Here is a 13,481-nt window from a genome sequence, read left to right on the forward strand (position 1 = left end):
GACTGGGGGAAGTAGCGGTTTTAACATCTCCCACTGTTCGTTGCTTAAGTCTCCTCGGTTCATGAGCATTAACTGCTTGCGATCGCCTATTTTTACCTATTTTCTAGGATACAACGAGTTTGAAAACACGCCCTAGCCCCTAAGCGCCTTGGCGGTTACTATACTCACCAAATCTTAAAGAATTGTAAACAACGATACATCGCCCAGGATACAGGAGTTAGTATAATATCGACATCAGCACAGTCACTTAAGCGAGTAACGGGAGTAGGAAAAATGATTCCCGATCGCACTCCCTTTGACAACGCAAAAAAAACACAACCTATAAAGTTTATTGAGGCAGGGAATCTATGGGAATTTTAGTTGAAGACGTATCAAAACACTTTGGTTCTTTTGAGGCACTAAGCCAAGTGAACCTAGAAATTAAAACAGGCTCTTTAGTAGCACTACTAGGGCCATCAGGGTCAGGAAAATCGACATTATTGCGGCTGATTGCCGGGTTAGAACCGCCAGACACCGGCAAAATTTGGATTACAGGTAGAGATGCAACTTATCAGTCAGTACAAGATCGTCAAATCGGCTTTGTTTTTCAGCATTATGCTTTATTCAAACACTTGACAATTCGTGATAATATTGGCTTTGGTATGGACATTCGCAAATCTCCTAAAGCAAGAACCCGCAAGCGAGTAGAAGAACTTTTAGACTTAGTACAACTCAGTGGATTAGGCGATCGCTATCCTTCCCAACTTTCGGGAGGTCAAAGACAGCGCGTAGCCTTAGCCAGAGCCTTAGCAGTAGAACCACAGGTGCTTTTGCTAGACGAACCCTTCGGAGCTCTAGATGCCAAAGTTCGCAAAGAATTGCGCGACTGGTTGCGGCGGTTACACCACGAAGTTAACGTCACCACAGTTTTTGTTACCCACGACCAAGAAGAAGCGATGGAAGTCGCCGATGAAATTGTCGTAATGAACAAAGGCAGAGTCGAACAAGTCGGCTCTCCAGCTCAGATTTATGACTCTCCAGCAACAGCCTTTGTGATGAGCTTTATTGGCCCTGTAAACGTCCTTCCCAGTAGCGCCGAAATTTTTGCGCGGCAGAGGTTGGAAGCTCCCTCACCTCAAATTTATTTACGACCCCATGATGTTTTAATTCAAACCGAACCTGAAGCATCCTTTGCACCTGCAAAAATTAATCGTATCGTCTATTTGGGTTGGGAAATTCAAATCGAGTTAATTGTCGATGACCGGGAAATAGTTACTGCTTATTTAGACCGCGATCGCTTTAAAGAGCTAAATATCGAGGTCGATCAGCAAGTTTATGTCAAGCCTCGACAAGCCAAAGCCTTTCCCGTTGAGTTACCAGTTAGGTGATAAAATTAATAGGACTTACGAACTTTGCCAGTGCGTAAGTCCTAAAATTAAAACTTAGCTTTTCTAATTTTCAATTTTTAATTTTTTTTAGAGGTGGACTATGACTCATGCTTGTTGTGGCCCCGGTTATGCTTCACCCCAAGAAGCGATCGCATCAGAACGTGAAAAACTGCTTTACACGATCGCGCTCTACACAGGAACCGGAATTGAAGAACCAGATTATTTAGCAACAATAGACGTTGACCCCAATTCCCCAACCTACTCGCAGGTGATCCACCGCTTGCCCATGCCTTACATTGGAGATGAACTGCACCACTTTGGCTGGAACGCTTGCAGCTCATGTCACGGCGACGCTAGCAAATCCAGGCGTTTTAGCGTCATTCCCGGTATCCGCTCCAGCCGCATTTATATTGTGGATACAGAAGATGCGCGATCGCCAAAACTCCACAAAGTCATCGAACCAGAAGAAATCAAAGCCAAAACCAACCTCAGCGCCCCCCACACCGTCCACTGTCTAGCTGACAGCATCATGATTTCCATGCTAGGCGATCGCGAAGGCAACGGGCCAGGAGGCTTTTTGCTGCTCGACGACAAATTCGAGATTACCGGACGCTGGGAACAAAAAGCCGACGGAATGCGCTACAACTATGACTTCTGGTATCAGCCACGCCATAACGTCATGGTCAGTAGCGAATGGGCAGCCCCCAACACCTTTTACGCTGGATTTGACCTCAACGACGTAACCGCAGGGAAATACGGCAGCCAAGTACACTTCTGGGACTGGAAAAATCACGAAATCATCCAGAGTTTTAACTTGGGCGAAGAAGGATTAATTCCCCTAGAAGTGCGTTTTCACCACAACCCAGATAGCACTCACGGATATGTCGGAGCTGCACTAAGTAGTAACGTTTGGCACTGGCATCAATCTAACGGTAACTGGGCAATTGAAAAAGTCATTGATATTCCCTCTGTTGAGCTAGAAGGTTGGCCAATTCCCGTACCTTCTCTAATCACTGACATTCTGATTTCAATGGACGATCGATATGTTTATTTTTCCAATTGGCTGCACGGAGATATCCGCCAATACGACATCAGCGACCCGGAAAATCCTAAACTAACTGGTCAAGTTTGGTGCGGTGGCTTGTTAGGAAAAGCAGGCGAAGTTGAAGGTCATAAACTGACAGGCGGACCGCAAATGCTTCAGTTAAGTTTGGACGGCAAGCGGCTTTATGTGACAAATTCCCTATTTAGTAGTTGGGATAATCAGTTTTACCCCGACTTAGCACAAAGTGGATCTTACCTGTTACAAGTTGACTGCGACACAGAGAAGGGCGGCTTAAATATCAATGAGAATTTCTACATTGATTTTAGCCAAGAACCAGCAGGCCCCGCCCGCGCCCACGAGATGCGTTATCCCGGTGGAGATTGCACCTCAGATATTTGGCTTTAGGAGTTTAGTCGCGACCTAAACCCCTCTCCTGCAAGGAGAGGGGAGAAGAATTCTTAATATTAAACCTCAATTATTCTGCTTACTATTGTTAATGTACCTCTTACTCACGCAAAGTACTGTATGTAAATTAAATGTAGAAAAGCTTAACTCGCAATTGGCATTTCATCGCCAGTAAGGTCGCCCTTTCCAAAACACTCCCAGTACAATTCCTATTAGTGTAGTTTCGGATAAATCAACTAGAAAAGCAGGTACTGGCAATAGGGACTTTAAAGCCAAACCTAGAAGTAAACACACAACTAAAGCCCATAAACTAGAACTGTTAAGGAGAAATTGTTGCTGCCGTTGCTCGAAGAGGTACACTGCTAGTGCGCCCATCCCCACTGCTGTAGCGACAGGGATTAATACCCCCAAGGAAGAGCTGTAGAGTAGTTTGAGGATGTTGCGAACGATGGGAGATTGGGTAAAACCCCACCCTAAGAATAACTCTAGTACGATAACGATCGCATTCGTGAGGGCGGCAATTTGAAGGAGTTCTTGCCAGGGTAAGTTTTTTAAACGGCCTAGAGGATTACTCATAGTGCAGAGAAAAGGTGGGTTGCTTTGATTGTATTACAGCTCGGCGATCGCGATCGCTCTTGCTATACCCCTTGAGCTGCATCTATGGCAATTCGTAAAGTAAAATACATATAGTAGGCAGTTTCTCAGCAATGGATCTGAGAGCATCCGCCTGCGAATTGTCGGCAGCATCGAAGGATAGAGGATATGGTGGAAAATACAGTAAATTGTGCTGTAGAGTGCGTCAACGGCTGCATTTTGGGCGATGAATGCCCGAAGCGGGAATACGCGGCAGCAACGTCAAGTTTCATAGAAAACACTTCTCTAGATAAAATGCTGGAGATGGCTGAGGAAGCGGTAAGGAAGAAGCGAATGGAACCCCCTAAATGGGTGATTCCTGATTTTCCAGAGTAGTAAAGGTGCGATCGCTCTTGACTGTAAGGGAGCGATCGCGATTAGTATTATAAGTGCGATCGCTAAATTACTTTGAAACTATAGCATAAAAACTTGCTTTCAGGCAAGGGTAAGGAAGAATAAAAATACAATAAAATTAATGGTTTCATTGATTAAAAATATTCATTTCACCTTGACTTAATACCAATTCTCCAAATGATTGATAGAATCTGCATTGTTCAGTAAACTTAATCCGAGCTGCCTCCTGCCTCCTGCCTTTTTACTGTTGCATAACTTTGGAGAATTGGTATAACTATAGGTGTTGGGAGCCATGTAATTTTCTATTCCTAACGATAGGGGGACAAAAATAAATTCCTTTCGTTGGGTAGTAGTTGGTTTCACCCAATAGAGATTAAGATATTAACAACAATCAAAAAGGGATTATCATGGTAAAAAAAGCCGACAAACAAGATTCTAGCGATTTGTCCCAAAAAATTACCGAATCCTACGGAACTGGCATTCGCGAGGAAGTAGGGCTGAATATTGACGGGCGGCCAATGCGGGATCATCGAGATGAGTACACAGCCAATCTCGAACTAACAGGGGGCGATGTTGATGCTGCATCCTCTCAAGCCGAGGCTATGGTTGGCGACGAGGCTGTGGGGGGAACAACTGCAACTCCAGACCAGAATATTGTTGACGAATTAGGAACTGCTGTCGGATTGGAAATGGAAGAGGGCGAAGATTTACGGACAACAGATATTTTGAACGAACGCGACGATCGCAGATGGGAATTAGATCCCACCTCTTCTGAAGATTACCAGGAACGGCGGGAGTAAACCGAAGCGATCGCTATATGCTAGCCATACCCAAATTCATTCTCAAACCGGGCTATCGATCGCAGGCAGAAGATACTTCCCCGGAAGTAGATGCCTTTCAATTCTGGCTACTCAGACAGCGATCGCCTCAACAACGCTTAGCGATGGGAAAAGCATTAAATCGCAGTGCACGCCAGTTTTCCATCAACTGTTTTTATAAACGCTTCCCCAATTTATCTCATCAAGAGTTTGCCCGAAAACTTGCCTTTGCCTGGTTACAAGAACACTATCCTTCTGATTACATTCCACAGGGAAATAAAATGACTTGGGTGCAAGATTCTATCGCCTTGGCTGCTCAATTGCACCCTATCTTTGAATCTCTTGATATTCCTTATTATATCACTGGTGGTGTGGCTGCGATCGCCTTCGGAGAACCCCGTACTACTCAAGATTTGGATATAGTAATTTCGATCGAATTAAAAGATATTAGCTTGTTAGCAAATGAATTAGAGCGAATTGGATTTTATGTTCCCGGATTAGAAGATGTAATTTCTGGACGAATGCAAACTTTACAAGTTACCCATATAGAAAGTATTGCTCGTGCTGATTTAATGATAACCGGAAACGATGAATTTGACCGCATCAAGTTTGAGAGAAGGCAACAATATGAAATTCCCGAAGGTACAGAAGTTTACCTAGCATCACCAGAAGATTTAATTCTCAACAAATTGCGATGGGGAAAGCTTAGTAAGTCTGAGAAACAATGGCGGGATGTATTGGGAATTTTGAAAGTGCAAGGAGTATCTTTAGACTTTGATTATCTTAACTATTGGGCTGATTATTTGGGGTTAATTGAGGATTTAAATTTAGCAATTCAGGAATCAGGATTATAGATTTTAGAAATTTCAAGACTTACACACTTCCGACGTAACGCCGCCTCTGGGCGGTTAAAAATACCTTCCAGAGGGCGGCGTTATAGATACTTTTGTGTAAGCCCTAAAAAAGCATTAATCAATCAGTTGTGGCGTAGGAACTTGTGCGTTAATCTCCGCCTGAGAAAACGAGGGTAGCGCCCAAGTTGTCTCACCCGCTTTAAAAACTTTAGCAGGAGTAACATTCAACTCAATTCCACCCGTTGCTGCACTCGTTTTAGCAACTAGCTGCGTACCATCTACAACCTTAATAGCAACTGGTTCAGTCACAGAAAGAACCTCAGCAGCCGGGCCTAAAGTAGCTTGAGTCCCTGCTGGTAAATAAATACCATCGCAGTCCCAATCATCATCTGTAATCTCACCAGCTCCCAGGAAATAAAGCTGTGTCGGCGATTTCTTCGGCTTATTAGCATAAACTGCTAGCGTTTGTCCCGTTTCATTACGGCATTGAGCCCGCTTTGTAGCAGTTTCAATTACGTACTTCTGCTGTTGCAATTCTGCCAACCGTCGTTGGTACTCTTCAGGCGTATAACCCGCAACAGAAGGATCGCTTTGAGCTGACAAGAGTTGAGTCAATGCCTGTGTTACTTCCGCATAGTCAGCACCTTTTGTGAAATCCTTGCCGGCCCAAGAAGGCTGAGCTATAGCCAAGTTTACTAAGAGCACTAAAACTAGCACCATCACCTTAAAAAACTTCATCATTTTCATTCTCCTTTGTGTAAAATATCAGATTTTGTTCCTTGAAAAACCCTCTATTTAGACTTAGAAATCATTGTCTAACTTCAGCAAAATAGAGGAAACTTGAACCCTAGTTTACCTAAAGATTTTCAACTTTAGGTGCAGTCTCTAACGATTGATAACTGTCTTTAAGCAATATCAGCAGCCACAAGCAACTAATAGCTAAAGTAAGTACCGTTAAACCGCGATTCTCTAGAGTATGACTATCGAGCAGGATCAGCGTACCCAGGCCCATTAAAACGAAGGGAACAAGGGAATTACCGTAGCGGACAAGTAGGGTCGCGATCGCGCTCATGCGAGTTAATTGATAAGCCAGATAACACCAAACACCAACTAGCAAGAAAAAGACGCTCAGAATCACGAGCAGGCTATCCCAAGTACAGTTGGCAAACAGGGGGACATAAATTCCTACATTATCACCTCCATTGGCAAATGTCACCGCAGCTACGCTATAAGTTTGTGGCAATAAAAGACTGCTAAAAAGAGTGAATTGAGGCGAATCTGTAGCTGTATTTTCATCATCATCTTCTGTATCTCGATTTAGCAGGCGGCTGACTCCAATAGCGATTGGTACTAACCCCAACATCCCCACCCAAGGGCGCGGCACCATCATACAGCCAAAGAAGCTAGGAAGACTAAGCAGCACCAGTGCTGCGAACCCAAGGTATTGCCCCGTAACAATGTGTTGCCGTCGGAAGGCAGCATTGACTTGGGAGAAAAACAGCAGCAAGATGACAATATCATCTAAATTTGTGGCGGTAAAAGCTGTAATACCTGTGGAAATAGCGGTAATGAAGTGGTTCATGTCTAACTGCCTCGATTGCGATGCTGGGATGGCTGGAGTAGTGCCAAAGATTAATTAATGTTGAGATGTTTCTTTGGTCGAAGAATGTTACTAAGCTGAGTGGCTAAACTCACGCTTTCATTCACTGATTATTAACTCAGGTTATCAGAGTTTGAAATAGTTTGACCCGGAGACTGAATGTGTTGATGGCTTTTGAGTTTGAACTAAACCTGGCATCAATTCTGCATATTTTGATGAGTCAAAGTTCAATTTAGATACTTGGGGAAGTAGTGTCGAAACATTAGGTTTCCGTACTTGAACTGAAGTAGGCGATTTAGCTACTTCACGCTCTTCGCTAATTACATTCACGGGGGCTGGCATCACCATAACTTTAACCGGATTAACAGATTGTTGTTGCTGGTTGAGCTTTTCCATCAAGTCGGGAATGTGGCTGCTTAATCGATCGATTTTTTCGTGCAGTAGCACCACATCGTGAGCGGCTTTGAGATTAACTTGGTGATTGTAGAGATTTTGTTCGCGTTCAGCATCCGACTGGCGGTTTTGACTCATTAATACAATCGGTGCGGTGTAAGCAGAGGCAAAGGAAAATACTAAGTTAAGCAGGATAAAAGGCTGCTGATCCCAGTGAGGAAGACCCGGTGTCAAATTCGCGCCCACCCACCCAGTGAGGATTACTGTCTGTCCAATCAAGAAGGGCCAGGAACCCACTTTTGCTGCTAGAGTGTCTGCTAAACGCTGCCCGCGAGTTAAGGCTTTTTCCTCTGGTTTTGGAGGCGTAAGCTGTAACGACATTGGATGGCTGACGGTTTTTATTTCTCTGTTAACACTGTCAGATTGAGTGGATTTCATGGCAAACCTCACGGATGAATGTCTAGTTGAAGCTAACTGTTAATGTTTGCTTGCGTTTTTCTTTGATGACCTTACTTTAGTCAGTCTCCACCCATAAGAGCAAATGTTTTTTTTTATGAAATTAATCACTTGTATTTATGGAGACTTACGCAAATGTTATATTCAGGACTTACGCTCATGGCCCTAGAAACCGGGTTTTTGAGCTTGTATGTGTAACAACGAAGTATTTTCGTCAAAAAACCCGGTTTCTTTGGTTGGGTGGGTAAGTCCTAATATTGTCAAAGTTGAATTTATAAATCGTGCAGAGGTAAAAATTTAGAATCTGGTGAGATGTGGTTTCTACTAAGAAACAGTTAAAAGCTAGGAGGCGATTCACTTAAAATCAGGATAGCCGTAGAAACGAGCTAATTTTTTAGCTTTAATTTTTTGTAATTGTTAATTTGTAATTGGTGATTTATCCCTTTTTGCTCATTAATTGTTCCTATTACTTTAAGTGCTTTCATTATTTCTAATATAGTTTAAGTGATAGTTATTAGGGGAAATAACGATATATTTCCTTGCGATGTAGTACGCGAACAAAGGTAATTGTATCTTCGTCTTCGGCAAAGCCAATTCGATAATCGCCAACTCGAATGCGATAGTAGTTTCCATCCGCCTTGAGTCTTTTAATATTGTTGACATCCAATAGGCTTTCAGCATTTTCAACTTCTTCAATAACGGTTTTTATTCTCGCTAGCAAGTCTCCATCACGAATTTTGCCAATATCTTTTTCAAAGCTTTTTCTAAACTCGACGTTCATAGTTTCGGCTCCAGAAGTTGAAAGATCGATTCACGGCTGACAAGTTCAGTCGTTTCACCTTCCGCCATCGCCCTTTCCATAGCAACGTCTTCGATAATTTCTGTCAGGAACTCAGAGACTTCTTCTCGGTTTTCACGCAGCAGTTCGACGATGGCACTTTTCAAAATTTCCTTGAGTTGATCGGGGTTTAGCGTAATTTCAGACATTGTATCTCCTTGTGATTAATTTGAGTTTGATCGGTTGATTCCTAGCGCTTCAAGTTGCTGGTTTATCCAATCAGTTGCCGTTGCTTCATCGGTTTCTATTGCTTTTTCGACTCCTATTTTAGCAATTTCTAGCAGTTGTTTAGATTTATCCTCTGCATCGTAGGATTGATTGACTTTATCAACAAATCGTTGTTGAACATCCACAGGAGGGCAGACTATTAAAAGAGATTCAAGTACAGGAATTGTAAGATTAGTTTGAATTGCTCCTGTATTTGCTTGTTCAGTTTGCAATTTTCCAATTAAAGAATTGAGATAAAGAGCCAAATAAGTTGGCTCTATCAAACTTCGATCTGGTCTGGTTAGAATAAAATAACTTCCGTAAACAGAATTGTTCAAATATTCGGGGATTACAATAGCAAGTCCCAATGTTCCACTTCGAGAAATTAAAACGTCTCCTGTTTTGACAGTAGATTTCTGCTGTTTAGCTGCTTCTTGCGAAATGAATTTCAAATCTTTCTCATTAAATCTGTACTTTTGCAAATCAGCAATTCTCAGAAAAGGTACTCCTCCATCAATATATTCTAACGGCTCAGATGTTCCATACTTAAAAAGCGAGGATAGACTAGCAAGTTTTCTCAATTCCCATCCTTTGTCTAAACAAGCAATTTCTAGAGATTCATAAAGCTGATCGTATTTTGGTTGGTAATACTCAGCGTCAAGGCGACCAGAAGACAGGAAAGACTCAGCAAAACTTTTGACAGCAACGGTTTCTTCGGTGGGTTGCCAGTCCTTCAATCCAAGTTCGGACAACAGCAACTCCTCAGCTTGGTGATGGATTTCTTTTGATTGATCAATACTACTTTTAGACAAGTCTAGAATGTGTGCTATCAATTCCTGAAAACTCAAATTTGGTAAATAAACTAAAGCTGTTTTCAGATCGTCAAGGTTTAATCCCGTCTGAATTGCGCCTCTAGCCTTTCTTACTAAAAGCTTCTTACCGATATCAGAATTGAGATAGGCAAGTAGATATTTAGAAAAAATGACACTTTTCGATCTAACAACGGTACTTTTGCAACTAAAAATTGCTGGTATAATTTCTTTAGTCACTATTGATACGTTTCCCAAAGTGCCAACCACTGAGATCAATAAGTCATTTTCCTTTAATTTGTATTTGGACAAACGCTCATAATCTGATTCGGGTACATTTACATTTTCGTCATCCATCACAAAAAAAGGTTTTACGTCTCTACCTCTGACATAACGGCAAAGTGATTTTTCATCATAATTTTCCACTATAAATTGAGAGCCAAATGGTCAAATTAAAAAACTTGCTTTTTCCTTAAGTACACAGTGATGATTCGATAAAACCTTAGTTTCAAAATCAAGGAATTCTGGTCGATAATATTCTGAATCAAGTCGCCCAGAAAATTCTAGGTTGCTCAATTTAACTTCTGCTGCTTCAAGCCCATCCATTAAGCTTTGATACTTCACAGCATCAAACGGTATCACAGATGGGCTTAAATTAAAAAAACTGAGATTCTCCTTTTTAGCAAACTCAATAAATGCTTCCGCAATGCCATCTTCCGTTTTACCATCATGGTTAAACAAATCATGGTACACAATTAAATGATGGTTGTCATCTAATAAAAATCCTCCCGGATTATTAGGATCTTTAACATAAATATTATCTCCAGAATTATCCTTGCCAGACTTCTGCATCGTGGCAAAAAAGATATTGTAATCATCCTTGCGAGGACACAATGCGCCAGCCTTCGGGTCATCATTCCACTTCTGGACAAACAACACCGAAGTTTTAGTTCCCGTGTGCGGCTTAAACGTATTGCCATGCAGCCCTACCACTGCCAAAATTCGGCAACGTTCCGCAATAAAATCTCGAATATTCTTATCAGAAGAATTATTAAACCGTCCCTGGGGTAAAACAATCGCCATTCTACCCCCCGGTTTCAAAAAGTCCAGATTGCGCTCAATAAACAAAATATCGCGCCCGACTTTAGTTTCCCATCTACCGTTAGCCTTTTTTGCCAAATCATAGCGGGCAATCATGCGCGTTTCCTTGATATCTCCCGCAAAAGGCGGATTAGCCATCAACACATCAAACTGAAATTCTCGATAGTCTTTGTTGCCTTTCGGTCGCAGCTTTTTTAGTCGTTTAAATCCGGTATTGTAGATGTCATCCCACTCGTCTTGATCGGTAACTTCATCCCACAGTTCATAGTCCAGCGTGTTCAAGTGCAAAACATTTGTTTGTCCATCTCCAGCAATCAGGTTTAGAGTCCGCGCCACCCGCACCGCCTTTTCATCAAAGTCAATGGCAAACACCTTTTCTTCCACATATTCCTTGCAACGTGGCGGCTTATCTTCCAGGGAAAACAAATGACTTGCTTCTAATCCCTCATCTGCCAAAATCTGCCGCCAAACATGGAAAATTGTATGCACGGGAAAGCCTGACGAACCCGCAGCCGTATCAATCATGTACTCATCCTCTTGAGGATTGAGCATTTTCACACACATATCAATCACATAGCGCGGCGTGAAAAACTGTCCTTTTTCGCCTTTACTACTTTGGTTAATCAAATACTCAAAGGCTTCATCAATTACATCCAAATTGGAGTTAAACAGCTTTACATTCTCCAATGAAGACACGCAAATAGACAGATGAGAGGGTGTAAGACTAATCTTAGCCCCTTCACTAAACACCCCTTCCCACTTTTTCTTTGCTCCATCAAATAAATCTTGAATTTTGCTCTTGAGGGCGGATTCTGTCTGTCCCGTATTCCGAAACTCCAGAGAGCGAGTTTTACGGCGGTTGCCCTGCCCAGAATACCATTCATCATAGAGCTTGGTAAAAATTAACTTAAACAATTCCTCAAACACATCTACTCCGGCATTTGCCAGTACCTCATCCTCCATTTCTTCAATTAAGGTTTTGAGGGATTTATTCTCTTTTACTAGCTTATCATTGGCGATCAAATCTTCTAGCGTGAACTTGATCTGAAGAATATCTGCTAGGGTTTGATTGACATTAGGTAGACCAGGAATATCTTCAAAATAATTGGGATCTTTGCGCTGATAGTAAGAGATTTGATCGCCGTTTGTCCAAACTGCAATCGGCGCACCCGTCGCATTACAGTACGATCGCAACTGATCTTTACCATCCTTGAGCTTTGGCTTCTTTAGCTCCACCAGCATATAGACACTATTTGGACGGTCTTTGTCCATTACCACAATATCAGCCCGTTTCACCTCTCGCCCAAAGTTCACCCCATATTCCACTTGAATACGACTCAGGGGATAATGTAAGCGATCGGTCAAAACCTGTAGATATAGCTGCCGGATTGCTTCTTCTGGCGTAAGCTTAATCGCCTTCTGGCGCACCAGACAAACCGTGTAGGGAACTTCGCCGCTTTTGGTTGCCTTGAGGGTGATCTTCTGCTCTAATTGCTCAATTTCAGCCGCAGTAAACTGTGAGAGTTTGTAATTTGAGTCTTTGAGGATGTGGGCTAGGTTCATCAGGCGCTATCAGGTCGATACTAAGGGCTTCTCCGTTATAAGAGTTTAGCGCCATTATAGAAACTTGCCGATAAATTTTCTTGATGCTGTGGTCGCGATCGCATCCATAACTGCTTAGCCTAGCTTGGTGTAACCCAGATGCAGATGAGCAGATTGTAGATTAGCGGGAGGTCATCGATCTGGGTTAGTGTAGTTCGCGATCGCACCGAGCTAACAGCTACGATCTGGTTTCTCAGTTAAATTTGTTTCTAAGTCAGCTCTGTTAACTGTTACTACAAAATAGTTTAAAAACTGAAATAGAACATATTTGAGTTAGAGATTTTATGATTACTGACGACCAACTACTCAATATTGCGATAGTGGTATTACGGCAGAGTCACGGAGCCATAGAGTTAAGGAAGCGGCAATCCTGAGCCGTGCCACACAGCTTGAAAAAGAGAATGTACACAACTTGACACTCTCCCCTCTCAATACGCAGAGGTTCTTGAGGATAAATTTTCCTTGGAGGAATTATCAAAAAAATAGTGCGGCTTCCACACTCAGGCTAATTATCAAGGGTAAAATTTAGCTAAACAGACGGGAATCCCCACACCATACCGCTTCGGTTGGTGTGGGATGGAAGGCTCGTCAGATGAGGATTCCACCTGTTCACAATCTCAAAGGATGGCTTTGAGCAGTGGGCGGGTGGATGACGAGGCGAACAAAATATTTTCTCAAAATGCTCAATTATTTTATGTTAAATTAACACTAATTGATGCGTATCGGCTGCAACGCAATGAAGGCGACCTACCAGTACCAATTCTATCCCGACACCAATCAAAAGCTAACCCTCAACCAATGGCTCAGAATTTGCCGTTATTGGTATAACCGCCAGCTAGGGGATAGATTTGATTGGTGGGAAAAGAATCGCACTGCTGTCAACGCTTGTCCATTGATAACGAGCATCGCCGCTCCCAGAGAGAAGCCAAATTACTACCACCAAAAACAACAACTACCAATTCTCAAAAAAGATTTGGTTAAAGTAGTCCATAGTGGTGA

Annotated in this window: 14 protein-coding genes; 6 read left to right on the forward strand and 8 right to left on the reverse strand. The window is 42.5% G+C overall.

Features of this window, described 5'->3' with window-relative positions; genetic code table 11:
- The first annotated feature begins 347 nt into the window (after positions 1–347).
- The gene (locus PN499_RS09245) at positions 348–1,367 is read left to right on the forward strand and encodes a sulfate/molybdate ABC transporter ATP-binding protein (RefSeq protein ID WP_272031513.1); all 1,020 of its coding nucleotides are present in this window, start codon (positions 348–350) and stop codon (positions 1,365–1,367) included.
- 100 nt (positions 1,368–1,467) lie between these two features.
- Positions 1,468–2,817, forward strand: coding sequence for a selenium-binding family protein (locus PN499_RS09250; RefSeq protein WP_272031515.1), 1,350 nt, complete (start codon positions 1,468–1,470; stop codon positions 2,815–2,817).
- Between the two features lie 162 nt (positions 2,818–2,979).
- Here PN499_RS09250 and PN499_RS09255 read toward each other — a convergent pair whose 3' ends face one another.
- The gene (locus PN499_RS09255) at positions 2,980–3,393 is read right to left on the reverse strand and encodes a peptide chain release factor 1 (RefSeq protein ID WP_272031516.1); all 414 of its coding nucleotides are present in this window, start codon (positions 3,391–3,393) and stop codon (positions 2,980–2,982) included.
- Positions 3,394–3,579: 186 nt separating this feature from the next.
- Here PN499_RS09255 and PN499_RS09260 point away from each other — a divergent pair, with 186 nt between their 5' ends.
- From PN499_RS09260 to PN499_RS09270, 3 genes are all read left to right on the forward strand, one after another.
- A complete protein-coding gene (locus PN499_RS09260) occupies positions 3,580–3,786 on the forward strand; it encodes a hypothetical protein (RefSeq protein WP_272031518.1) in 207 nt (68 codons plus the stop codon).
- 425 nt (positions 3,787–4,211) lie between these two features.
- Entirely contained in the window at positions 4,212–4,604 is a 393-nt protein-coding gene (locus PN499_RS09265; RefSeq protein WP_272031520.1) for a DUF6335 family protein, read from the forward strand.
- A 17-nt stretch (positions 4,605–4,621) separates the two neighbouring features.
- Positions 4,622–5,476, forward strand: a complete 855-nt coding sequence (locus tag PN499_RS09270) for a hypothetical protein (RefSeq protein ID WP_272031522.1) — start codon at positions 4,622–4,624, stop codon at positions 5,474–5,476.
- A gap of 114 nt (positions 5,477–5,590) precedes the next feature.
- Here PN499_RS09270 and PN499_RS09275 read toward each other — a convergent pair whose 3' ends face one another.
- The 7 genes from PN499_RS09275 to PN499_RS09305 all read right to left on the reverse strand — a co-directional run bounded on the left by PN499_RS09275 (position 5,591) and on the right by PN499_RS09305 (position 12,443).
- Positions 5,591–6,217, reverse strand: coding sequence for a hypothetical protein (locus PN499_RS09275; protein ID WP_272031523.1), 627 nt, complete (start codon positions 6,215–6,217; stop codon positions 5,591–5,593).
- 115 nt (positions 6,218–6,332) lie between these two features.
- The gene (locus PN499_RS09280) at positions 6,333–7,058 is read right to left on the reverse strand and encodes a cadmium resistance transporter (RefSeq protein ID WP_272031524.1); all 726 of its coding nucleotides are present in this window, start codon (positions 7,056–7,058) and stop codon (positions 6,333–6,335) included.
- A gap of 144 nt (positions 7,059–7,202) precedes the next feature.
- Positions 7,203–7,907, reverse strand: coding sequence for a DUF1003 domain-containing protein (locus PN499_RS09285; protein ID WP_272031525.1), 705 nt, complete (start codon positions 7,905–7,907; stop codon positions 7,203–7,205).
- A 532-nt stretch (positions 7,908–8,439) separates the two neighbouring features.
- A complete protein-coding gene (locus tag PN499_RS09290) occupies positions 8,440–8,706 on the reverse strand; it encodes a type II toxin-antitoxin system RelE family toxin (protein ID WP_272031526.1) in 267 nt (88 codons plus the stop codon).
- Positions 8,703–8,912: a hypothetical protein gene (locus PN499_RS09295; protein ID WP_272031527.1), complete on the reverse strand. Its 210-nt coding sequence runs from the start codon at positions 8,910–8,912 to the stop codon at positions 8,703–8,705. The genes PN499_RS09290 and PN499_RS09295 overlap by 4 nt, the downstream gene beginning before the upstream one ends.
- Positions 8,913–8,927: 15 nt before the next feature.
- Positions 8,928–10,205, reverse strand: coding sequence for a restriction endonuclease subunit S (locus tag PN499_RS09300; RefSeq protein WP_272031529.1), 1,278 nt, complete (start codon positions 10,203–10,205; stop codon positions 8,928–8,930).
- Between the two features lie 21 nt (positions 10,206–10,226).
- A complete protein-coding gene (locus tag PN499_RS09305; protein ID WP_272031531.1) occupies positions 10,227–12,443 on the reverse strand; it encodes an N-6 DNA methylase in 2,217 nt (738 codons plus the stop codon).
- 775 nt (positions 12,444–13,218) lie between these two features.
- Here PN499_RS09305 and PN499_RS09310 point away from each other — a divergent pair.
- Positions 13,219–13,481 (forward strand): helix-turn-helix domain-containing protein (locus PN499_RS09310; protein ID WP_272031532.1); only part of this gene is annotated, 263 nt, incomplete at its 3' end.

Source organism: Kamptonema animale CS-326, from assembly GCF_028330895.1.
In the GTDB taxonomy this organism is placed as follows: domain Bacteria; phylum Cyanobacteriota; class Cyanobacteriia; order Cyanobacteriales; family Microcoleaceae; genus Kamptonema; species Kamptonema formosum.

Coding starts and splice junctions, on each gene's coding strand:
- PN499_RS09245 (WP_272031513.1), top strand. CDS start 348: ATGGGAATTTTAGTTGAAGACGTATCAAAACACTTTGGTTCTTTTGAG.
- PN499_RS09250 (WP_272031515.1), top strand. CDS start 1,468: ATGACTCATGCTTGTTGTGGCCCCGGTTATGCTTCACCCCAAGAAGCG.
- PN499_RS09255 (WP_272031516.1), bottom strand. CDS start 3,393: ATGAGTAATCCTCTAGGCCGTTTAAAAAACTTACCCTGGCAAGAACTC.
- PN499_RS09260 (WP_272031518.1), top strand. CDS start 3,580: ATGGTGGAAAATACAGTAAATTGTGCTGTAGAGTGCGTCAACGGCTGC.
- PN499_RS09265 (WP_272031520.1), top strand. CDS start 4,212: ATGGTAAAAAAAGCCGACAAACAAGATTCTAGCGATTTGTCCCAAAAA.
- PN499_RS09270 (WP_272031522.1), top strand. CDS start 4,622: ATGCTAGCCATACCCAAATTCATTCTCAAACCGGGCTATCGATCGCAG.
- PN499_RS09275 (WP_272031523.1), bottom strand. CDS start 6,217: ATGATGAAGTTTTTTAAGGTGATGGTGCTAGTTTTAGTGCTCTTAGTA.
- PN499_RS09280 (WP_272031524.1), bottom strand. CDS start 7,058: ATGAACCACTTCATTACCGCTATTTCCACAGGTATTACAGCTTTTACC.
- PN499_RS09285 (WP_272031525.1), bottom strand. CDS start 7,907: ATGAAATCCACTCAATCTGACAGTGTTAACAGAGAAATAAAAACCGTC.
- PN499_RS09290 (WP_272031526.1), bottom strand. CDS start 8,706: ATGAACGTCGAGTTTAGAAAAAGCTTTGAAAAAGATATTGGCAAAATT.
- PN499_RS09295 (WP_272031527.1), bottom strand. CDS start 8,912: ATGTCTGAAATTACGCTAAACCCCGATCAACTCAAGGAAATTTTGAAA.
- PN499_RS09305 (WP_272031531.1), bottom strand. CDS start 12,443: ATGAACCTAGCCCACATCCTCAAAGACTCAAATTACAAACTCTCACAG.